The 22,154-nt window shown below is 44.1% G+C and carries 23 protein-coding genes; 10 read left to right on the top strand and 13 right to left on the bottom strand.

Features of this window, described 5'->3' with window-relative positions:
* The first annotated feature begins 10 nt into the window (after positions 1-10).
* On the top strand, positions 11-784 hold the full coding sequence (locus tag EWU21_RS01405) for a cell division protein FtsQ/DivIB (protein ID WP_130895009.1): 774 nt from the start codon (positions 11-13) through the stop codon (positions 782-784).
* A gap of 45 nt (positions 785-829) precedes the next feature.
* A complete protein-coding gene (ftsA, locus tag EWU21_RS01400; protein ID WP_130895008.1) occupies positions 830-2,176 on the top strand; it encodes a cell division protein FtsA in 1,347 nt (448 codons plus the stop codon).
* Here the strand turns inward: ftsA and lpcA are convergent, their stop codons facing one another.
* From lpcA to prmC, 5 genes are read right to left on the bottom strand one after another with little or no spacing between them, the layout of a single operon-like run.
* Positions 2,177-2,749 (bottom strand): D-sedoheptulose 7-phosphate isomerase, encoded by a 573-nt coding sequence (gene lpcA / locus EWU21_RS01395; RefSeq protein ID WP_130895007.1) that lies wholly within the window; start codon positions 2,747-2,749, stop codon positions 2,177-2,179.
* A gap of 13 nt (positions 2,750-2,762) precedes the next feature.
* Positions 2,763-3,506 (bottom strand): TPM domain-containing protein, encoded by a 744-nt coding sequence (locus EWU21_RS01390; protein WP_130895006.1) that lies wholly within the window; start codon positions 3,504-3,506, stop codon positions 2,763-2,765.
* A gap of 9 nt (positions 3,507-3,515) precedes the next feature.
* Positions 3,516-3,938, bottom strand: coding sequence for a TPM domain-containing protein (locus EWU21_RS01385; protein WP_130895005.1), 423 nt, complete (start codon positions 3,936-3,938; stop codon positions 3,516-3,518).
* A gap of 2 nt (positions 3,939-3,940) precedes the next feature.
* Positions 3,941-4,534: a LemA family protein gene (locus tag EWU21_RS01380; protein WP_130895004.1), complete on the bottom strand. Its 594-nt coding sequence runs from the start codon at positions 4,532-4,534 to the stop codon at positions 3,941-3,943.
* A 51-nt stretch (positions 4,535-4,585) separates the two neighbouring features.
* Entirely contained in the window at positions 4,586-5,431 is an 846-nt protein-coding gene (gene prmC / locus EWU21_RS01375) for a peptide chain release factor N(5)-glutamine methyltransferase (protein WP_130895003.1), read from the bottom strand.
* A 49-nt stretch (positions 5,432-5,480) separates the two neighbouring features.
* Between prmC and EWU21_RS01370 the strand changes: the two genes are divergently transcribed.
* Positions 5,481-6,482, top strand: coding sequence for an SMP-30/gluconolactonase/LRE family protein (locus tag EWU21_RS01370; RefSeq protein ID WP_130895002.1), 1,002 nt, complete (start codon positions 5,481-5,483; stop codon positions 6,480-6,482).
* A 77-nt stretch (positions 6,483-6,559) separates the two neighbouring features.
* On the opposite strand, the gene EWU21_RS01365 is transcribed toward EWU21_RS01370, so the two are convergent.
* Complete coding sequence (locus tag EWU21_RS01365; protein WP_130895001.1) at positions 6,560-7,267, bottom strand: 3-keto-disaccharide hydrolase; 708 nt, start codon at positions 7,265-7,267, stop codon at positions 6,560-6,562.
* Positions 7,268-7,379: 112 nt separating this feature from the next.
* Between EWU21_RS01365 and rimO the strand changes: the two genes are divergently transcribed.
* On the top strand, positions 7,380-8,702 hold the full coding sequence (gene rimO / locus EWU21_RS01360) for a 30S ribosomal protein S12 methylthiotransferase RimO (protein WP_130895000.1): 1,323 nt from the start codon (positions 7,380-7,382) through the stop codon (positions 8,700-8,702).
* Here the strand turns inward: rimO and EWU21_RS01355 are convergent.
* Complete coding sequence (locus EWU21_RS01355) at positions 8,692-9,402, bottom strand: HesA/MoeB/ThiF family protein (protein ID WP_130894999.1); 711 nt, start codon at positions 9,400-9,402, stop codon at positions 8,692-8,694. The two genes, rimO and EWU21_RS01355, sit on opposite strands and share 11 nt — an antisense overlap.
* Before the next feature lie 67 nt (positions 9,403-9,469).
* Positions 9,470-9,709: a 50S ribosomal protein L28 gene (rpmB, locus tag EWU21_RS01350; protein ID WP_130894998.1), complete on the bottom strand. Its 240-nt coding sequence runs from the start codon at positions 9,707-9,709 to the stop codon at positions 9,470-9,472.
* A 119-nt stretch (positions 9,710-9,828) separates the two neighbouring features.
* Between rpmB and EWU21_RS01345 the strand changes: the two genes are divergently transcribed.
* Positions 9,829-10,947 carry an endonuclease/exonuclease/phosphatase family protein gene (locus tag EWU21_RS01345; protein ID WP_130894997.1) on the top strand — a complete coding sequence of 373 codons (1,119 nt, stop codon included), beginning with the start codon at positions 9,829-9,831 and terminating at the stop codon, positions 10,945-10,947.
* Positions 10,937-12,235, top strand: coding sequence for an APC family permease (locus EWU21_RS01340; RefSeq protein WP_130894996.1), 1,299 nt, complete (start codon positions 10,937-10,939; stop codon positions 12,233-12,235). Before EWU21_RS01345 ends, EWU21_RS01340 begins: the two co-directional genes overlap by 11 nt.
* A 106-nt stretch (positions 12,236-12,341) precedes the next feature.
* Here EWU21_RS01340 and EWU21_RS01335 read toward each other — a convergent pair whose 3' ends face one another.
* Positions 12,342-13,589 carry a D-alanyl-D-alanine carboxypeptidase gene (locus EWU21_RS01335; protein WP_130894995.1) on the bottom strand — a complete coding sequence of 416 codons (1,248 nt, stop codon included), beginning with the start codon at positions 13,587-13,589 and terminating at the stop codon, positions 12,342-12,344.
* Positions 13,590-13,640: 51 nt separating this feature from the next.
* Here EWU21_RS01335 and EWU21_RS01330 point away from each other — a divergent pair, with 51 nt between their 5' ends.
* Complete coding sequence (locus EWU21_RS01330) at positions 13,641-15,017, top strand: sodium:solute symporter family protein (RefSeq protein WP_130894994.1); 1,377 nt, start codon at positions 13,641-13,643, stop codon at positions 15,015-15,017.
* Here the strand turns inward: EWU21_RS01330 and EWU21_RS01325 are convergent.
* The gene (locus EWU21_RS01325; RefSeq protein WP_130894993.1) at positions 14,998-15,435 is read right to left on the bottom strand and encodes an NUDIX domain-containing protein; all 438 of its coding nucleotides are present in this window, start codon (positions 15,433-15,435) and stop codon (positions 14,998-15,000) included. The genes EWU21_RS01330 and EWU21_RS01325 overlap by 20 nt on opposite strands.
* Positions 15,436-15,507: 72 nt before the next feature.
* Here EWU21_RS01325 and EWU21_RS01320 point away from each other — a divergent pair, with 72 nt between their 5' ends.
* The 3 genes from EWU21_RS01320 to EWU21_RS01310 all read left to right on the top strand — a co-directional run bounded on the left by EWU21_RS01320 (position 15,508) and on the right by EWU21_RS01310 (position 17,978).
* Positions 15,508-16,599, top strand: a complete 1,092-nt coding sequence (locus EWU21_RS01320) for a Nif3-like dinuclear metal center hexameric protein (protein WP_130894992.1) — start codon at positions 15,508-15,510, stop codon at positions 16,597-16,599.
* 37 nt (positions 16,600-16,636) lie between these two features.
* Positions 16,637-17,446: a zinc ribbon domain-containing protein gene (locus EWU21_RS01315; protein WP_130894991.1), complete on the top strand. Its 810-nt coding sequence runs from the start codon at positions 16,637-16,639 to the stop codon at positions 17,444-17,446.
* A 229-nt stretch (positions 17,447-17,675) separates the two neighbouring features.
* The gene (locus EWU21_RS01310; protein WP_161566456.1) at positions 17,676-17,978 is read left to right on the top strand and encodes a helix-turn-helix domain-containing protein; all 303 of its coding nucleotides are present in this window, start codon (positions 17,676-17,678) and stop codon (positions 17,976-17,978) included.
* Positions 17,979-18,007: 29 nt separating this feature from the next.
* Here the strand turns inward: EWU21_RS01310 and accD are convergent, their stop codons facing one another.
* The 3 genes from accD to EWU21_RS01295 are packed head-to-tail and all read right to left on the bottom strand — an operon-like array spanning position 18,008 to position 22,153.
* Positions 18,008-18,850 carry an acetyl-CoA carboxylase, carboxyltransferase subunit beta gene (gene accD / locus EWU21_RS01305; RefSeq protein ID WP_130894989.1) on the bottom strand — a complete coding sequence of 281 codons (843 nt, stop codon included), beginning with the start codon at positions 18,848-18,850 and terminating at the stop codon, positions 18,008-18,010.
* Positions 18,851-18,905: 55 nt separating this feature from the next.
* Positions 18,906-21,509 (bottom strand): T9SS type A sorting domain-containing protein, encoded by a 2,604-nt coding sequence (locus tag EWU21_RS01300; protein WP_130894988.1) that lies wholly within the window; start codon positions 21,507-21,509, stop codon positions 18,906-18,908.
* Entirely contained in the window at positions 21,506-22,153 is a 648-nt protein-coding gene (locus EWU21_RS01295) for an HAD family hydrolase (protein WP_130894987.1), read from the bottom strand. Before EWU21_RS01295 ends, EWU21_RS01300 begins: the two co-directional genes overlap by 4 nt.
* Between the last annotated feature and the right edge of the window lies 1 nt (position 22,154).

Raw genomic sequence — 22,154 nt, 5'->3', positions numbered from 1 at the left:
ATTTTTCAAAATGAAGGCAAACGCGACGTTAATCAAGCAAGTAATCGGGATGGTGATTTTATTCACCCTCATCCTGGCTGCTGTCGTTTTTGCAGAAATTAGCTTTAATGAAGTTGTTTGCAAGGGAGTGGAAGTAAGTCTCGATTCTGAGAATGAAAAGGCTCTATTAAGCAAAAAAGACATTAAATTAATGGTGTCTGAACAGGGTACCGACTATTTCTTAGACAAACCCATCACCCAGATTTCCTTGCGTCAAATCGAAGAACGCGTCAAGCGCATTCCCTTAGTAAAATCTTGTGAGGCTCACCATGATTTCAGTGGCGTGGTTACGGTATCGGTCAAAGAATACAAGCCCATTGCACGTATCGTTCGTTCGACCATAGGCACATCCCCATTCCCTGATCAATACATTTCAGAAGATGGAAAATTCATTGGAACGAGTCCCTTGTTCACACCCCGCATTCTAATAACGGGTGGCCCCTATTTCGATGGAAAAAGAGACCTGCAAGATAAACGCGGCAAGACCTTAATTCCCTTCTTTCAGTTTATTGAGAATAACGAATTTTGGAAAGCGCAAATCTCCCAAATCATCGTAGCTAAAGATGGTGGAATTGTGTTAATTCCGACGATAGGGACAACGCGCATCGACTTTGGCCTACCCATGAATATCGAAAACAAATTCAAGAAATTGTTCATATTCTACCAAAAAGTGATCCCCAACAAAGGTTGGAATAAGTACAGCTGGGTGCAGCTGAAATATAAGAATCAGGTTATTTGCGAATAATGACCAAATGTTTTAATTTAATATCCGTTCTACAAAAAAAATATAATGCGTAACGACTTAATTATCGGTTTAGACATTGGTAGTTCTCATGTGAGGGCGATTGCAGGAAAGCAAAACGACCGAGGCAGATTAGAGATTTTAGCGACAGGATCCTCTGTGAACAACAATAATGTGTTAAACGGGGAGATTGTTAATATCAATAAAACAACGGCTGCGATTTCTGAGGCGATGAACCAAATTTCACACGTGTTAGACGGAAAAAATTCGGAACATTTCTTCGCATCGAACTTGTCAGGTTCGCACATTAAAGTACAACCATTTAGCCTATCTAAAATACGCAAAAACGAGAGAGAAGCCGTTTCAAACAACGAGGTGATGAGCCTTTTTGAAGAAGCGAAACGCACGTTTGTAGACAAAAATCCTTGCGTTTTACATACCTTACCTATTGGTTTCAAAGTAGGCAATTTACCTGAAACCTTAGATCCTATCGGCCAAATCGGCCAAAAAATCCAAGCCGACTTTGTCTTCATTTCGGCAAATCCGAGCAAGAACGACTTGTTAACGCAGTGTTTGAAATCAGCGGAGACGAAGCACTTGAAGAAAGGAAATGTCTATTTCAGTTCTTTAGCAACAGCTAGCTCGGTTTTAAATAAAGAAGAGAAACAAGAAGGAGTCGTGCTAGTGGATCTAGGTAGTGGAACGACTGAGATCAGCATTTTCCAAAATAACCGCTTAAAGCACGCTACCGTTTTAAACTGGGGTGGCGATTTAATTTCGGATGATATTCAATCTGGTTTAGATATCTCACGTGATCACGCAGAGACGTTGAAAGTACGTTTCGGATCAGCTATCCAAAAAGACATTCCAGTCAGTGAAGTTGTTATGATTCCGGGTATTGCAGGCCGTAAGGCTACGCCTGTTTCTGTGAAGAACTTAGCTATTATTATCGAAGAGCGTTTGAAAGAATTAGCGGCCATCCTTGTGGCTGAAATCTCCAAGCATACCGATATCAAGAACTTAAAAGCCGGTCTAGTGTTAACGGGTGGAGGAGCTCAGCTTCCGTATATCGATGAGTTGTTCCAAAAATTCACCGGCCTTGACGCCCGTATCGGGGACCCGAACGCGACATCTACTAACCCAGCTATTGCCACGGAAATCAAAGACCCATCTTTCGCAACGGTCATTGGCCTAGTACAGGTTTATTACGATCAGCAAGAAACAGCAGAAGCAGATGAAGCCGCTATGGCGAGTGCTCCCGTAAAAGAAATGGCGAAAGAAACCGGATATACGGATTCCAAACCTTCGAAGCCAGCTCCGCGCATAGGTGACCTATTCCGCAAAATGGTGGACGTAGTTATGGGTGATGATGAGGATGGAGATGCCTCGTATTAATTAGAAAAGTTTCGATTCAATCAATTGAATCAATATGTGGATCACTTTGATGTGGATTTCTTGAATGCGATCTGCGTAACCAAAGTGGTCCACTCTTATTTCATGGCAACCATAGGACGCTAATTGACCGCCGTCTTTGCCCGTTAAGAGAATCACTTCCATTCCTTTTGCTTGAGCGGCCTTCACCGCCTCTATGATATTCGCCGAATTCCCAGAAGTAGAAATACCTACCAGCACATCGCCTTGGTTTCCTAAGCCTTCGATGAAGCGAGAAAAGATGTAATTATACCCAAAGTCATTGCTCACACAAGAAATGTGGGATGGATCTGAAATCGCCATCGCCGCTAAAGCCGGGCGATTCTCGCGGTAACGACCGGATAATTCCTCTGCGAAATGCATCGCATCGCAATGGCTTCCACCATTCCCACAAGACAAAATCTTATTCCCCTTTTTCAAGGCCTCCACTAACACATCAGCCGCCTTTTCAATGGCTTCGATCTTCGCTGGATTGGCTAAAAAATCAGCTAATACTTGCTGAGACTCTTGAAGGGATTGGGTGATCAGATTATTCATAATGCAAAGATAATTAAAAATCGCCTCCGGCACCGCCTCCGCCAAAGTCACCTCCGCCAAAGCCGCCAAAATCAAATCCACCGCCTCCACCGCCAGAGCCTCCTCGTCCATAATCTCCTCCGCCTAAAAAGATAGGTGGAAAAAACATACCGCCTCCTCTAGATCCAGGACCTCCTCCCCCTCCGCGGTTACGAATGGCTTTGATAATTGAGAAAATGACAAGAATAAGGAAGATGATGATAAATGGAGGAATTCCTTGCGGTTCTTCACCGCTATCCTCGTTCTTGAACTCACCGCTAGCGCGACGCATCATCTCGGTGGTCGCTTCATCTAAACCTTGGTAATATACTCCTGCCTTGAAGGTAGGCTTTAAAGTCCGGTTGATAATGCGTTTGCAAATGGCATCAGGTAAGACATCTTCGATGCCACGACCTGTTACGATGCGCAGTTTGCGATCCTGCATCGCTGCGAGGATGACCACGCCGTTGTTTTTACCTTTTTGGCCTACACCCCAAATCTTGCCTATATCGATTGCATAATCGTAAGGATCTCGTCCATTGGTCGAATTAACGAGGACAATGGCGAACTGAGTGGAAGTCGAATCTGCATAACCGCGCATTTTCTGCTCGAGCGCATTTTCCTCCTCCGGATTTAATAAGCCTGCCTCATCGAGGATAAAGCCATTCGGTTTAGCTGGAATGCCTTCTTGCGCGAAAAGTCGTACACTAAAAAGAAGTAGAAATAAAAGCTTGCGCATAAAAACTAGTTAGAGCCCAAAGGAGATCTCGTTCGACAATTCATTTACATCTCCCGCTTGGTAGGGAAAGAAGCCCGCTAAGACTTCGCCCGTGCGCTTCACGCCGTGCGCTAATCCCGCTCCGAATTCATTCTTCGCTAAATAGGCCCGCATTTCATCGCGAATCGTTTCCCAAAACTCCGCCGGCACTTTCGCATCGATTCCTTTGTCTCCGATGATACTAAACTTGCGGTCTTTGATGGCCAGATACACCAAAACCCCATTCTGCAAATCCGTCTTATTCATGCCCAGTTGAAAGAATACCTCCTTCGCCCGATCGATCGGGTGTCCGGCGCAATGACTTTCTACGTGTACACGAATCTCCCCAGACGTCTGTAATTCAGCGTCGTGAATGGCTTGCAAAATCAGGTTTTGGTGTTCTTCTGACAACATGCTTATTTCTTCTCGTCAAAATTCACTTCCGGCGCTTTCTCTGAACCAGCTTCTGCTTGGAAGAATCCTTTCTCAGCAAATCCAGAGAAAGAGGCGATTAAGCTGTTCGGAAAAGTAACGATTAACGTATTGTATGCTTGAACAGCTGCGTTAAAATTATCACGCTCTTCTTTGATACGGTTCTCTGTTCCCTCTAACTGAGCTTGCAATTCAGAGAAGTTCTCCGTAGCCTTTAATTGTGGGTAGTTTTCAGCTACCACCATCAAACGCGATAAAGCACCTCCTAAAGAAGATTGAGCCGCTTGGTATTTTTGCAAATTCTCCGGACTTAAATCCTTAGAATCTAATTTCATCTGTGTGGCACTTGCGCGTGCTTCGATCACCGCTGTTAACGTTGATTTTTCGAAATTCGCTACGCCTTGAACCGTCTTCACTAAGTTTGGAATTAAATCCGCACGACGTTGGTACGCACTCTGAACGTTCGCCCATTTCGCTTTTACGTCCTGATCCGATGTGGCCATGCTATTACGTGAACCTACACCCCAAAAAATCACGAGAGCAATCACTCCCAAAACAATCCATACTGTCTTATTCATCTTGATAAATTTTAATTGGTTTTAAGCTGAAACAAAAATACTATTTAAATTTTAAAGACCTGATTTTTGGGCCACAATCATCCGGTCATTCCCCTTGAAGTCCTTTAGAAGCTTGACTTCTTGGAAACCCTTGCTAAACAAGAGCTCTACGGTTTGAGTTCCAAAATACTGGTTAATTTCTAGACACAAGTAGCCAGCTGTGCGCAATCGTTCCAGCGCAAAATCCGCTAATGCCTCATAATATTTTAGGGCATCATCATTCGGAACAAATAGGGCCAAATGTGGTTCATAATCAAGCACGTGAATCGCCATCTCTTTTTTCTCCTCCTCTGTCACATAAGGCGGATTCGACACAATCACCTCCCAAGTACCTTCAGAGGAAGACCAGTCGAAAATATCTTGCTGTTTGAATTCTACTTCTGCCTGTAAGGCGTTGGCATTTTGGCGAGCCATACCCAGCGCAGCGGTAGAAATATCCCAAGCCTCCACTAAAAGCGATGGCCGTTCTAACTTCAAAGAAATAGGAATACAACCTGAACCCGTCCCCACATCTAAAACGGAGGCATTCTCCGGAGCGTGGCTTAAAACGAGATCCACTAATTCTTCCGTTTCCGGACGCGGAATCAAGGTATCTGCATTCACTTGAAACAAATGATCTCTAAAATAGGTCTTGCCCATCACGTATTGCAAGGGTTCTCCTGCGGCAAGACGCGCTAAACGCGATGACCAATCTGCCGGCAGGTCCACTTCTTTTTTCAAGATAATATCCATCGAACTCAAATTCCATCCTAAATCCAGGCAACGAAAAGCAATCGCACGGGCCTCAGATGGCTGATAATGCGTCGAAATCGCTTCGGTTATTTGCTGGATGAGAATAGGACTGGCAATCGATTTCATTTGTGGAGAATTTGGGTAAATTTACGAATTATAAACCGATGAAAACGCTATGAAAAAATTAATACTACCGCTCATCACAATCCTAGGATTAAGCACGGCGGTGAACGCACAATACAAAACGATTGGGAAGATTCACGTCTACGATGAATCTGTGACTACTTTGATCGACCCAACTACTCCCATTGAAATTGTCGCTGAGGGATATACCTGGTCAGAAGGTCCGGTTTGGGTGAAGAAAGGTGGGTATCTATTATTCTCTGATGTTCCTGAAAATAAAATCTACCAATGGACCGCAGAGAAAGGTGCCGTGCTTTATTTAACGCCATCTGGCTACACAGGCTCCACCTATTATTCTTATGAACCGGGTGCAAATGGCTTGATTATCAACCAAAAAGGGAACCTCGTATCAGCCGAACATGGAGACAGGAGGATTGCCGAAATGCCTTTGGGAAAACCTGAATCAAAAAAATCACTGACTGGCTTGTGGGAGGGCAAAAAGCTCAACAGCCCGAACGACGTCATCCAAGCCAATAATGGCGACTACTATTTCACCGATCCTCCCTATGGTTTACCCGGCCGCGGAAAAGAAGAGGTGGCGAAAGAAATCGCTTTCCAAGGGGTGTATCGCCTCTCGAAAAAAGGCGAATTGAGCTTGCAATACGATAAAATGGCGAGACCGAATGGCCTAGCGATGAATCGAGACGAAAGCATTTTATATGTAGGCTCATCTGAGCCTAAAGAATCCCATATTTTGGCCTTCCCGGTAGACAAGAAAGGGAATTTAGGCGAACCCAGCGTATTTTTTGATGCAGCCGAATTAGCGAAGCAAGGAATTCGTGGCGGCTATGATGGGATGAAGCTGGATAAGCAAGGCAATATTTGGACGACAGGACCAGGAGGAATTTTGATCATTAGCCCAGCGGGAAAATTATTGGGACGCATTGAAACAGGGAACCCGAATTCGAATGTGAATTTTGGAGAAGATGGTTCAACCTTGTTCATTACTTCGAAAATGAACCTGTTGCGGGTGAAGACGAAAGGTCTGAAATAATCCGTGCGAATCCGTACAAATCCACGTAGCGTAACATAAAAAAAGGCCTCGATCGCAAAATCGAGGCCTTTCATTTTTTATAATTTTCTGATCTTAATGTTTCTGAACCAAACTTGATTTCCGTGATCTTGCAAGGCGATGTGGCCTTGCATGACTTTACCAAAATCAGGCATTCCTTTGAACTTCGAACCGGCGATTAAATCTTTCCAGTTTTGGTCATCTGTACGCGTTTCCACTACCAAGGTACCGTTTAAATACAATTGCAATAAGCCTTTGTTATTCACAATGCGTCCAGTATTCCACTCGCCCACGGCCTTTACCGTTTCTTTGTACGACTTAATTAAGTCATATAAATCTCCTGCGCGGTGCTTCGTGATTTTACCATCCGCATGGCCATCATTATCCAGCACCTGAAATTCTGGGCCTGTCACATACGTCGCGTAATATTTCTTAGGATCATCCGTCACGTTGAAGATAATACCTGAATTACCATTCGGGGAAATCTTCCAATCGATCGTGAATTCGTAATTATCATACGATTCGTTTGTCACTAAATCGCCACCGTCTTTTTTCGCTGCATCAAAACCGATTACGCCATCTTCAATTGTCCAAGAAGATCCTACTTTATCTCCTTTTCCGTAGCTGTGCCAGCCCGTGAACGTTTTTCCATCAAATAATAATTGGGTGCCATTCTTCTTTTCAGCCTTTGTTAATTCATTTACTCCTTGGCTAAAAGACACAAATGCGAAGCAGACTGCCGCGCAGGTTAAAAAAATTTTGTTCATATTAATTAGGTTTATGATTTTTACAATACTACTAAAAGTCTACAACAATTGTATCTGTTGCGGGCAATTTTAGCGTCAAATCTTTGTAAATTGCGGGCTGATATAAAAATCCATGAAGACCAAAGTAGCCCCAAAGCCCTCCATCAACATCATCACCCTCGGTTGTTCGAAGAATCTAGTCGATTCAGAAGTACTCTACACCCAATTAAAAGGGAATGGATTAGAGGTGACCCATGAGGCGAAAAAGGACAAGGCGAACATCGTCGTGATCAATACCTGCGGCTTCATTGATAATGCCAAACAAGAATCCATCGACACTATTTTACGCTATGCTGATGCAAAAGAGGCGGGTAAAATCGATAAATTATATGTGACGGGTTGCCTTTCTCATCGCTATAAAGATGATTTAGAAAGAGAAATCCCGATGGTGGACTCGTTCTTTGGGACGAATGAATTACCTCGTTTATTAAAAGCCTTAAAGGCGGATTACAAGCACGAATTAGTGGGCGAGCGTCTTTTGACGACCCCTGCACACTATGCCTATTTAAAGATTGCAGAGGGTTGCGATCGCCCTTGTAGTTTCTGTGCCATTCCGTTGATGCGTGGAAAACACGTGTCCACGCCTATCGAAGAATTAGTGAAAGAAGCTTCATCGCTCGCGAAAAAGGGCACGAAGGAATTGATCTTGATCGCCCAGGACCTTACTTTTTACGGTTTAGACCTAAAAGGCGAGGGCAAATCTGGCCGACAATTAAAAGAACTACTAGAGCGTCTATCTGATGTCAATGGCATCGAATGGATCCGCTTGCAATACGCTTACCCAGCTGGTTTTCCTTTGGAAATCTTAGACACCATGGCGGAACGCGAAAATATCTGTAAATACCTCGATATGCCACTCCAAAGTGGTTCAGACGCGATGTTAAAACACATGCGCCGTGGAATTACACGCGAGAAGACAGAGGATTTAATTCATACGATTCGCGAGAAAGTACCAGGAATCGCCCTGAGAACGACCTTGATTTCAGGTTACCCTACGGAAACAGAAGAGGATTTTGAGGAAACCTATTCCTTCGTGGAACGTATGCGTTTCGACCGTTTAGGCATCTTCAATTATAGCCACGAGGAAAATACGCACGCTTACCTAGTGAACGACGATGTGCCGGAGGACGTGAAGCAATTCCGTTCTGACGAGATCATGGCCTTGCAACAAGGAATCTCGGAGGAATTGAATCAAGCGAAAGTAGGCCAAACTTTGAAAGTGATGGTCGACCGCAAAGAGAGTGGTTACTTCGTGGGGCGTACCGAATTCGATTCACCAGAGGTGGATAATGAAGTGTTGATTCCAGCGGAACAATATGCGCGTTTGGGTGATTTCGTAACGGTGAAAATTAATAAGGCCGAAGAATTCGACTTGTATGGCGACATTATAGCCTAAACGAACTGAGACGCATATCGCGTAGATCAAAGGTCATCAATCCTTGCTGTGCTGGCGATTCGAAGCCGGCGAGGTAGAATATGGCTTCTTTGGCCTGCAATAAACCAATGATTCCGGGTAATACACCTAAAACCCCTACTTCATCGCAGGCGGGAATTTCCTGTGAACTAGGTTCAACAGGAAAAAGCGATCGATAAGAAGGCCCTGCCGGATGAAATACGGCAAACTGTCCCTCCCAGGCATGAATGGCCCCATAGACGAAAGGCTTTTCTAAAGCGACGCAGGTATCATTAATCAAATACCTTGTTTTGAAATTATCCGTACAATCAATGATCAGATCGTATTGCGCAATATAGCTGGATGCATTATCTGCCGTTAAATTCTCTGCAATACCCTGAATGACGATGGTTGGATTCAAGGCTTGCAAAGCCTCTGCTGCCTTGAAGGCCTTTGAGGCACCTACAGCATCCGTTTTATACAATACTTGACGGGCTAAATTCGATAACTCAATCACATCCGCATCTAGAATCGTGATTGACCCCACGCCAGCCGCAGCTAGAAAAGGCAAAGCTCCACAGCCCAAACCTCCCGCACCCACGACAAGAATCTTCGATTCTTTCAAGCGCATCTGTTGCGCCTTCCGCCATTCCGGCAGATTCAGCTGTTTACGGTAACGCTCAAATTCTAAATCGCTTAACATGTAGGTACAAATAAAAAAAGCCTTCTTGAAAAATCAAGAAGGCTAATTTCGATAAATATTTTGAAAACTAAACGCTTAACGTACCCTTACGAGCTGCAGCGATTAATGTTTTTTCGAAACCATTTTTGTTGATTGTGCGAATTGCTTTCGCAGAAACCTTCATACGAACCCAAACACCTTCTGACTCTAAGAAAAATTTCTTAGTCTGTAAGTTCGGGTAGAACTTGCGCTTAGTCTTGTTGTTAGCGTGAGAAACGTTGTTTCCTACTTGAGTTTTGCGTCCTGTAATTTGACAAACCTTTGCCATCGTATATTTTATTTAAAATTGTTCTTTCCTAAAGGGATTGCAAAATTAGAAAATATTTTGAAATAACCCAAACCTGTATCGAAAATTTATAAAATGCGTGACAATGTGTATCTTTGGGTATGGCGAAACGCAACACAAAGGCACCCCTGAAGAAAAAAATCATCTCTTCCTTGATCTGGTTAGGAACGTTGCCATTGTGCCTGTACACGCTATTGACCTACCTTTTGAGTTATTCCCTGATAGTAGAACACTGGTTCGCTGGCTTTCTGATGATGACGATGCCTTATGCCCAGTTATTATGCCTTATATCCCTGATTTACTGGATTTTTCAGCGAGCGAAGCGAGCGCTTTTGCCCTTGATCGTGTTAGCACTAGGCTATGGTTTTATCGGTAGAACCATTAGCTTTAATCAGCCGGTAGCTACTTTAGAAAAACCATTGACGGTGATGAGCTACAATGTTTTTGGGATGTATTCGAATGAATATGAGGCCAAAAAAGAGCCATTAGAGGACCTGAAAAAATTCATGCGTGATTACGACGCAGACATTAAATGTTTCCAAGAGTTTTATTCCCATTCCGATCGCAAGGCCTTTCACACGGTCTCTTTCTTGAAGGAAAAATATCCGCACTACGCCTTCATTCCACTTAAGAAGCAATTATTTGATTCCCACGAAAAAATGGGCTTAGTCGTTTTCTCAAAATACCCCATCATCCATGAAGAGGGCGAACAATTTGAAAATTCAGCGAATGGATATCTGTTAACTGATATTGTGAAAGATCAAGATACCATTCGGGTGATCAACTTGCAGCTTTGGTCTATGGGCATTCGGGTAAATAAAGTGACCTCAAAAATTCGTTTACAAGATTATACGGATGCCAAAAAAGAAGGCCGTGGCATCATCTCCTCCCTTCGCAAGGGCTTTATTGAGCACAAAAAGGAGATGGACAAAATCAATCGCCTCATCCAAAAAAGCCCCTATCCCATCTTAGTCGTAGGAGATTTAAACGAAACCCCTTCCGGCTGGGCCTATGGAACGATTCGGGAACGCTTGAAAAATTCCTTCGAGGAAGCGGGATCTGGTTTTGGCTTTACCCTCAATCGCAGCCCCTATTTAGTGCGCATCGATGATCAATTCTTCTCCGAGGAATGGAAAGCAACGAACTTCCTAACCCTGCGCAACATCAAATACTCCGACCACTTCCCTACCGTGGGTCAATACGTCTTGCATGGAAAATAAGCTCTGGAAGGTATTAGGCACCGGTTTCGGGATCGCAGTCACCTTAGGCGGAACCGTAGGAACCGGCATCTTACGTAAACCAGGTCCCATTGCAGCCTCCTTACAAGACCCCGGATTAATCCTCAGTTTATGGGTTTTAGTGGCTATTTATGCGTTATTAGGCGTTAGTTGTGTGTTGGAATTAAGCTTATCGATTCCCAAAGCTGGGTCTTGGTATGGCTATGCCGAACGGGCTTTTGGCCGTTACGTCGGTTTCCTTGTGGGACTAACGAGTTGGTTAGGAACCGTGACTGCCTTAGGTTTTGGATCCTATACCTTCAGCGAATACCTCATCATTGTTTTCCCTGGCCTAAGCCCTTATTTAGTCTATTGTGCCATCGGAATCCTTGCCCTATTGTGGTTTTTCCATCAATTAGGCGTGGTGATGGCCGGTAAATCCCAAGAATGGCTGAGTGGCATCAAGGCTTTGGCCTTATTGATTTTCATCGCCATCTGCTTTGCCTACGGTACTGGTGGCGTTTTCTTGCAGAAAACAACGGCACCCACTGGATTGCCTTTAACGACCGGCATCATGACCGCCTTGTTGTCCATCTTCTATGCGTTCGACGGCTGGCACACCGCTAGTTATTTCACGGAAGAAAATAAGGATCCTGTTAAATCCATGCCAAAATCCATGTTCATCGGCGTCATCATCGTCGCATTTATCTACTTGCTGATCAATGTGGGCATCTTGTATAGTCTTCCACTCGACACCCTTTCAACGAGTAAATTAGCGGCAGCTGATACGATGAAAGCCTTATTTGGCGCTGACATGGGCCGCTGGATTACCGTCTTTTTAATGTTGAGCATCTTAGGAATCTTGAACACGCAAGTGATGTTCGCCCCGCGGGTGATTTACTCGATGAGTCGTGATGGATTGTTTTTCAAACAGGCAGAAAAAGTAAATGCGGCAGGTTCTCCCACCACCGCGACTCATTTAACGGTGTTCGCAGCTTGCCTGTTTCTTTTAGCAGGTAAAGAAATAAACGAACGTCTCTCGGACATTGCAACCTTCTTTTTTGTGGCCAGTTATTTAGCGGGATTCGCGTCACTATTAAAGCTCCGTGTCTCTGAGCCTAACCTAAAACGTCCTTATTTAGCCTGGGGATATCCCGTCTTACCTTGGATATTAGTGATCATCTCTACCCTCTTCTTGATCGGAACCTTAGTGACGAATCTGGGGAGTGTGGTGTATGTGGTAGGGTTTGTGGGGGTGAGTTATTTAGTATATCGAAAGTTTTTACGATAGTCGTCCTGCGGACTTAGTCGACTACGTCTTAGTCATCGCGATGCGATTTAGTCGCTACTACGCAGCTTAGTCCTCCATTTACCATTTACCACTTACCATTCACCATTTAGTGAATGGCTTTCAAAAACTCCACCACCGACTTCTTAATATCTCTCACAGACGCATTACCTAGATTCGATAATACGGAGAAGGCAAGTGTCTTCCCGTCTTTGGTGAGATAATAACCCGAAAGATCATAGGTATTTCCAAAAGAGCCTGACTTTGCCCACATCCGCACGCCGGGATTTAGGTCTTGCACGTTACGCATCGTACCCGTTTTACTGGCTTCTGGCAACAGGGCACGTAAACGATCTGGAGCTACTTCTTTCGCTAATAATTCTAAGATGTGGATGAAATCCTTTGGCCTAATTAAATTATAACGCGATAAACCGGAGCCATCTACCCAGCGAATATCTCGTAAAAATTCATTACCTGGCTCCTTTTTCAAGTTTTCGATTACCTGCGTGGGATCCCAACCTTTCTCTGCGGCAATCATCACTAATAATTGTTCCGCCACGGCATTGTCACTTTCGTGCAACATAGGGAGGTATAAACTGTCCATTTTGCCGGCATAAAAAATTCGGGCATCCGGATGAACCGCGAGCGGCATGGTCTCTACGGATTTATGTAGGGTATCCGTCAATAAAAAGGCCGTCATATCTGGCGAAGTAATGAATGGTACATCTTGAGCACCATATTTTTCGGTTTGTAAGACCGGTAATTCAAACTGATTTTTCAAGCGATTTCGACGTACTTCTAACGTTGATCCTGTTTTAGCCACGGCCTCAAAGGCGTCTGGCAAAATCTTCCAACGCTTTTCAGAAGCCGAAAAATTCACCAAGTTCGCATACAAAGGCATATCCGATATTTCTGCCGAATAGTGGTCGTTATAATCGTCCCAAGCCCAGCCGGATCCCATCACAGGAATGGGTTTCAAAGGCGATCCGTACACTAAAACTTTCGAGGAAGCCGCAAGGAAATCGCGCAAGGCGGTGTTTTTGATGGAGGGATGCAGATTAGAAATATCGCCGGTACCCCAGAAAAAGAGGGTATCCTTTGTTTCCCGGTATGTAAAGGAAGGGATTTGACTGCCTAAAATTCTATTCGCCTCTAAAAAGGTCAACAGCTTCATGTTAGAAGCCGGCATGAAATACTGATCTGCATTCTTTTCGAATAATACCTTACCAGAAGAAAGGTCCTTGATCATGACGCCGCTGGCCCGCTGAGCGAGGCTGGATTCGTTGAAGGCGATCTGCAAATGGGAGCTTTGGCAACCTGCTAAAGCGAATAGGAATAAAAAGGCGAGATTTTTCATAGGATAAAGGTAAAAGGTTTTCGTATTTTTGGGCTCATTTTAACCAAAAGAATGCTCGTAGGCTTTGTCATTTTTTACCTTGCACTGAACCTGGCCGTGGGCTGGTGGGCTAGCAAAAAGGTGCATTCTACGCAGGATTTTGTGTTAGCGGGGCGCTCGTTGCCTTTTGCTTTGGCGACAATGGTGACTTTCGCGACCTGGTTTGGGTCTGAAACGATTTTAGGTGCGCCTAAGGAATTCGTACATGGCGGGGTGTTGGCGATTATTGAGGAACCTTTTGGCGCGGCGGTCGGCTTGTTTTTAGTGGGTGCCATTTATGCGCGAAAACTGTATCCACTGCCGGTATTGACCTTTAGTGATTATTTCCGCTTGCGTTTTGGCGCCTTTTCAGAGAAGCTTTCGGCGCTCATAATGATCCCGTCCTATTTCGGCTGGATTTCTGCTCAATTAGTGGCCTTAGGACTCACGATGCACCTTTTATTGCCTATCTCTGTCGAGATGGGCATCATCATAGGCGCCTTATTAGTGATGGCCTACACCCTTTTAGGAGGAATGTGGTCGATCTCGGTGACCGACTTTTTTCATAACATTATCTTAATTGCGGGGCTGTTATTTTTAGCCTATTTATTATGGGCCAAAGTCCCGGATTTCAACCAACTCGTCAACTCGCAACCCAAAGGTTTCTTCCGAGCTATCCCGCATGAAAACACCTGGAAAGATTGGTTGATTTATGGCGCGGCTTGGATTACGATTGGTTTTGGTTCTATTCCACAGCAAGATATTTTTCAACGCGTGATGTCCGCGAAGAGTGAAAAAATAGCCGCTAGAGCGAGTATTGCTGCCGGCGCGATGTACTTGACAATTGCGCTTTTACCTTTGTTGATTGCCTTTATCGCGGTTCGATTATACCCTTCGCTGCTTGCTGAAGACGATTTATTGATCCCTACCTTGGTCATGAAATTCACTCCCCGGGCGATGCAAGTCTTGTTTTTAGGGGCGCTACTTTCAGCCTTATTAAGTACGACTTCCGGTGCGATTTTAGCGCCAGCTTCGGTATTAGGGGAGAATATTTTGAAGCCCTTGATGCGCCAACCATCTGATAAAACGGTGTTGCTATTTATCCGAGTTTCGGTGGTTTTAGTGACTTTGGCCTGTATTATTATGGCTATTGAACGCCAAAACATCTTCGAACTCGTAGGCGAAGCCTCTGCCTTCAGCCTCGTTTCCCTCTTTATTCCGCTGAATGCAGGTCTGTGGTGGAAACGCACGACACCTTGGGGAAGTCACTTGAGTATGGTCTTGGGATTAGTGTTTTGGGGATATTTTCACTTTATCAGCCCGTCTGAAATTCCAGCGGTGTGGTATGGACTTTTAGCGGGATTGATCGGCTTGCTGGTGGGAAATCAGATTAAAGCCAAATCTGCTTAAGCGTTCCCACATACTGACCCTTCTTTCCAGAATGAATGAAATCAAGAATAGCGTCATTCAGGGCGGGATAGATATTCAATTCAGCGATTTTATCCGCTGGCACCCAAACTAAATCATTTGCAGTCGTTTCATCCGGATGCAATTGCGGAATTCCTCCCACGATATCTCCTTCAAAAACCAAGTGCGTACAAGCGGAAAAATCAGCCGTCGCATGCACTTGACCCACTGAAATTAATTCCCCCACTTCTACCTCGATACCTAGTTCCTCCTCACACTCGCGTGCTATACAAACCGGAAAAGTCTCGCCCGCATCGACGTTTCCTCCCGGCAAAGCGAATTTGCTGCCACCCGGATAATCGTAGCGCAAAAAAAGCACGTGATTATTTTCGATGATGAGCGCAGCTGGTCTAATTCGCATAGGGTTGGAGTTTTTTGAAAGGTTAAATATACCATTAGATTTCCTAAATTGCAGGCAAAACGAACGTGTGATATGCAAATAAGAGAAATTTGTCAGCAGATGGAAGCTTGGGCACCTTTGGCCTGGCAAGAATCCTATGATAACGCAGGCCTTCTTGTAGGCGACAGCTCAGCAGAAGTGAAAGGCGTATTAATTAGCCTAGATTGCACAGAGGAAGTCGTAGACGAAGCCATTAAAAAGGGCTGCAACTTAATTATTTCGCACCATCCCATCGTTTTCTCCGGGTTAAAACGAATCACCGGCGCAAACTATGTGGAACGAACGGTCATCAAAGCCATTCAACACAATATTGCCTTATACGCATCCCATACTAATTTAGACCACGCACCTAAAGGGGTTAGTTATCACCTAGCTTCGAAGTTAGGCATCACAGGACAAGTAATGAAACCGATGCGCGATGCCTTGAAAGCCTTGCAGTATTATGTACCAGCGTCGCATGAGCAAGTCTTGCGTGACGCTTTGCATACGGCTGGGGCGGGGAATATTGGCGAATATTCATCTTGCAGTTTCACGCAGGAGGGTTTAGGACGCTTTCAGCCTTCCTCGGAGGCGAATCCGCATACGGGATCTGCTGGCATCTTATCTGAAGTTCAGGAGGTAAAAGTCGAAATGGTTTTCCCTTCGCATCTTTCTAGTCAGATTTTGACCGCGCTCAAAGCTGCCCATCCCTACGAAGAAGTGGCCTATTCTATACATTCGCTCGATAATTCGTGGCAGGAAGTGGGATCAGGCTATGTGGGTACTTTGGAAAAACCTATGTCTCCTGAGGAGTTTATTGCTTTTGCCAAAAAACGTCTAGGCCTACAAACCCTCAAACACACGGCTTTACCGTCAGGTCCCATTTCCAAAGTGGCTGTTTGTGGTGGTGCCGGAAGTTTCCTCATAAAAGAGGCCGTAAAACAAGGTTGTGACGCCTATATTACGGCTGATATTAAGTACCACGAGTTTTTTGACGCAGAAAATCAATGTTTAATCATCGATGTGGGGCATTACGAGTCAGAAGTCATGATTATTGATGCGATACATGACTATTTATCAAAAAAAATTAGTAATTTTGCCGTTCTGAAAAGTGAGACCAATACCAATCCGGTACGTTTCGCTTAAAACGAGAGAGGTTAGACAATTCAAATAAATTAGAATAATGGCTACAGTTACCGAAACAACGATTGCCCAAAAGTTAGAGGCCCTTTTAAAGCTTCAAACAATTGATACAAACTTAGATTCTATCCGCAAAGTTCGGGGTGATTTACCCGAAGAAGTTCGTGATTTAGAAGACGAGATCATGGGTTTAGAGACTCGTTTGGCTAAATTCCAACAAGACGTAGCTGATTTCGAAGAGCAAATCAGCAACTATAGAATCGCAAAGAAAAATTCTGATAACTTAATCATTAAGTACAAGGAACAACAAATGAATGTGCGCAATAACCGCGAATTCGATGCGATTTCTAAAGAAATTGAATTGCAAGGAATCGAAATGGAGATTGCTGACAAGCGTATCAAAGAAATCGACTTCAAAGTTTTGAACAAAAACGACGAAATCGCTTCTGTTGAATCGAATTTATTCGAGCGCAAGAAGGATTTAGAGATCAAACAAAATGAATTGCAAGTAATCATCGCTGAAAGCGAAGAAGACGAGCAAAAATCATTGAAAGATCGTGAGAAAGCAGTGAAAACCGTAGACGAGCGTCTTTTCAAATCATACACAAAATTACGCGACAACGCACGTAACGGCTTAGCGGTTGTTTTAGTGAAGCGTGGTGCGTGTGGCGGCTGTTTCAGCTCTGTTCCACCACAACGTCAAACAGACATCAAAGACAAGAAGAAAATCTTAGTTTGCGAGCATTGCGGACGTGTATTCGCCGGTGTAGAAGATGTTATCCCAGCACCGGAGAAAGAAAAGAAATCTCGCGCTAAAGCTGCACCAAAAGCAGAAGCAGCTGCTGCTGAGTAATTTCAACAGAATACAATGGAAAAGCCCGCTAGAAATAGCGGGCTTTTTTTGTGAGATTATAAGTAGAAAAGTTTGCAAAATGAAAACTAATGTATAATCTTGCATATGATAAAATCGAAGCTGCTACCATTTCATTCGACACAAATATTTTAGATTTTAAAACAAAAAAGCCATGAATTGGAAGGTCATAAAAACGGAGTCCGAATACAAAAAAGCTTCTAAAAGGCTAATGGAGATTTTCCACGCAAAATCTAATACCCCAGAAAAAGATGAATTAGAACTTCTAATGGTATTAATTGAGGATTACGACAACAAACATTTTGAACTACCTGAATTAGATGCCCTTGAAGTAATTAAATACAAAATGGAAGAAATGGGAATGAAAGCAAAAGACCTTGAGCCTTTAATTGGAAGTAAAGGCCATGTCTCATCTGTACTTTCTGGCCGTCGTGAAATCACCCTAAAAATGGCCCAAAAATTAAAAGATTTTTTCCGAATTCCGGCGGAAGTATTTTTACATAAAGCAGAATAAAAAAAGCCAGCTTCTCAGCTGGCTTTTTTCTATTTCAACATCCCTAACAAGGAACTCAATTTGTCTTTCAAATCTTTACGATCTACGATGAAGTCTAAGAAGCCGTGCTCTTCGACGAACTCGGCGCTTTGGAATCCTTTAGGTAAATCCTTACCGATGGTTTCCTTAATCACACGTGGCCCTGCGAAACCGATTAGGGCCCCTGGCTCTGCGATATTGAAGTCTCCTAGCATCGCGAACGAAGCTGTTACACCACCCGTAGTCGGATTGGTCATTAGGGAGATATAAGGAATCTTAGCTTCTGCGAGGAGGGCGATTAAAGAAGAGGTTTTGGCCATCTGCATTAACGAAAAACCTGCCTCCATCATACGGGCACCACCAGAGCGAGAAATCATTAAGAAGGGCTTTCCTGTCTCTAAGGAGTGGCGCATACCGCGGGTGATCTTCTCTCCCACCACGGATCCCATCGATCCACCGATGAAGTTAAAGTCCATCGCCGAAATGGTGATAGGCAATCCATTAATCTCACCGTAAGCTGTTCTAACCGCATCTTTCAAGCCCGTGTTGTATTCCGTAGCTTTAATACGATCAGTGTATTTTTTCGTGTCCGTGAACTCTAATGGGTCACCTGAACCCATCATCGGATCTAATTCAGTGTAAAGGGAATTGTCAAATAACAATTCGAAATAGTCTTGTGAGCCGATTTTTTCGTGGTAATTACAACCTGAACAAGTGTAGGCAAACAGACGGTGTTCGCGCGTATGAATCGCTTTTTTGCAAGAAGGACATTGGTACCACAAACCATCCGGGGCGTCTAATTTAGAAGCAGTGGGGGTAACAATTCCTTTTTCTTTTCTTGAAAACCAAGACATAGGGCTAATTTTAATGATTAAGTCTGCAAAGATAAGTAAAAAGCTTTGCTAGGCCTTAGCGAACCACAATAATTCGCTTATTATATACATTTCTATTGGTGATTACTTGGACATAATAGGTTCCAGCAGGCAAGGTAGAAATGTCGAATTGCTTCTCTAGCATTCCTCCCTTTACCTGCACACTTTCTTGCTGAATCCATTGACCCTGAGATCCCAAAATTCCAGTCACCACCTTCTCATCAGTTGAACCTACAGCTAAACGTAAGTTTACCCAGCGCGAAGTGGGATTAGGCGTTACCTGCATTTCAGTCGAATAAGAGGTAGGCTCTGCCGCTAAAACCAACGGTGGCGGTGGCGGAGCTACCGACCCTTGGATATTCAAATTATCTATCGCCCAGCCCCAGCCGTGCGCCCCTACGTCAGCGTGCAAACGGAAGCGGAAGATTAATTGATCGCCGGCTTTGAATTTACCGGAGGAAAGGATATCGATTTCACGTTTTTTGACCAACGTAGACGAACCCACCCCGGTCGAATTGCCTTTTGAATCAAAGCCCGTATTGTACGCATTCAACCAAGTAGTAGAGAAATTAGAATCCCAACCGTTGATTAAGTTATACCAGTTTTTACCTGCATCATTCGAAGCCTGAACCGTTACATAATCATAGAAACTGCGATTCACGGTTCCATCCGTATTTAAAAATGACGCCCCTGCATCGCCCGGCTCCACTAACACCACCTCTTCAAAATACATTTTAGCCGTGTCTGCGCGCACAGTGATAGGTTTTAGCAAGACTGCATCACTATTAGTGAACTTATCTGATCCGCCAGCCCCATTATAGGACTCCTCTGACCCATCCGCATATGGGTGCGCACTGTGCAAACCCATTGATGTAAAGCCGGAAGGCTGGGCAAAACTAAAGCCTTTCAAATAAAAATCAGTCGCAGGAGCTGTGTCAAAATTCTGCAGATAATTCGCCGCAACGGCCTGCAAACCTATCACCACGAACTCATAGTTTCCAGTTACGGGTAGGGTGACTGTATTGGTGGTTTTGGCCTTATCTTTTACGATGATCCGGTACTTAATCACATCCCCTGCTTTCAATAAACCAGCAGCAAAATCAAAACTATTCGTAAAGCTAAAACTCAATCCAGCCACTTTTGTAAATCCTTTCCGAATCGTAGCCCCCCCATTGATGGAATATTCCATATAGACCGTATCGATTCCGATGTTATCCGCTGCCAGTAATGTAGGAAGCGTAAACGAAGTTTGAGAGGTAAAAATATACTTCAATGGATTCGCATAAACGACCACCGGCTTCGTCGTATCTGGGGCGATATTAAACTCAAAATAACTTCCCAAGGAGGTCCCAGAAATCACAGGAGCCTCTGCCGGCGTCACAAATTTCTTCCCTGACTTTTCCTGCGCATACCAATAATACTTGATATTTCTGGCCGTTGCACTTTTAGGCAAGGTATAGGAATAGGTGTTACCCGTTTTTACAAAAGCGGATACCGCATTAAACGTATTGGAATTAACAGCTAGATACAGCTTTAAAGAAGATTCATCCCAAAGTGTATCCGAATACACCTGCACCGAAAAGACCTTATCCGTCGCCTGATCCTCCGTATCCGGGTATTCCTCACCAATTAAATTCGATGAATACCAGCCAAAATCATTAAATGCCGAACTCACAATCGGCCCAATACTCCGAGTTATCTCACCTCGGGCGATTTGGGGGGTCATTAAAGCATTCTCATCACCCACTTTATATTTCACCTGATCCACGTGGTAAATACTGGATCCCTCAGAATACGTGGATGGAGTGTACAATTTACCTGCGCTACCATTCGTACGTAAAACAGCCGGAGTAGATAAATTAATTTTGCCGGAAGTAAGCTGCGTATACAAGGCGACAGATGGATTTTTAAAACTATTCGTGTCCGTTAATGCGACGTTTGTAGCATTAACCATGTTTTGGTCAAAAATTCCCGGAAAACCATAACCGGCCTCCCCATTATCCACGCTCATCTGACCAATAAAACCTAAACCATGACCCATCTCATGTAACACCACAGAATACAAGTCAATTTGATTAATGGTAGGAACGCCATCCGTACCAATATACCAAGCCGTAAAATCAGAATTAAAAGTAGCAACGACATCTGCATTCGTCCCATTCAAATTCTTGTGAGCCATTTTTTCTGCCAAAGCAATAGGATAAAACGTATTCAAACGATTCGCTCCCACGAAGTTTCGCACATTCACTGAAGCACCTGCACTACCTAGTACATTAGCGGAAAGTGACGCCCATTTGACATAGACATTGATGGGCACATCAGAAGAAAATACCGTAGACCAAGTGGCCGCCGCCTTCTCAAAAACCGCTTTCACATCCGCTGGCGGAACTGTTTCGTAAGTCAAAACGATGTTTGCTGCGGCCTTCGTTTGGGATGAAGCGTCTAATTTTATGGCAGCAGCCTGGGCTAAAATAGCCCGCATATTTTCGGTATAGCCTGCTGGCAAATCACGTTTCAGGCCCAAGTATTCGGGCGTATATTCCTGGATCATTTTACCCGGCACCATCTCCATTTTATAGCGGCCTTTTTGGGCAAAAGTAGCTGTGCAGATAAACAAGAATAAGAAGAGTAGATGTCTCATAAGGAAGCTATTTGATCGTATAAACCAATAAAATTAGGGGCAATCACCTGGGTATGGGCTAATTCCTGAGCCGTATGAGAGGTAGTGATTCCTACCACGCGCGCACCGGCTGCTAACCCAGACGCAATACCTTGGAGGGAATCTTCAATCACCCAGCAGTCTTCCGGTGCGACACCCACTAGCGCAGCCGCTTTACTATAAATCTCTGGATCTGGCTTTCCTTTTGTTACTTCAGCACCACCAATGATCGCGTCGAACTGATCCCGAATACCTAGACCATCCACTATAAAATCAATATTCCCCGGACCTGCCGAAGTAGCTAACGCGGTTTTAATTCCTCTGGAACGCAGCTCATTTAAAAAGACTAAAAGCCCTTCAGCTGGCTTTCTATGCTCCGCATAAAACGCTCGGTAAAGTAATTCTTTCTCCTCTTCCAGCACTTCCACTTCCGCGCGAGTCATTTCCTTTTTATAAAACCATTCAAAGGTGTCCTTCGAATTCATCCCGTTTAACTCTTTGTAAAATACTTCTTTGGTCAGGGGAATGCCGTGGTGCTCACAAAAAAGCAACCAAGCCTCCACGTGATACGGTAGGTTATCTACGATCACGCCATCCATATCGAACAAAACAGCTTTGAATGCCATA

This window comes from Aquirufa antheringensis (assembly GCF_004307425.1).
Lineage (GTDB): Bacteria > Bacteroidota > Bacteroidia > Cytophagales > Spirosomataceae > Aquirufa > Aquirufa antheringensis.
The sequence above is the reverse complement of the archived record's forward strand: the minus strand, read 5'-3'. Positions and strand labels throughout refer to the sequence as shown.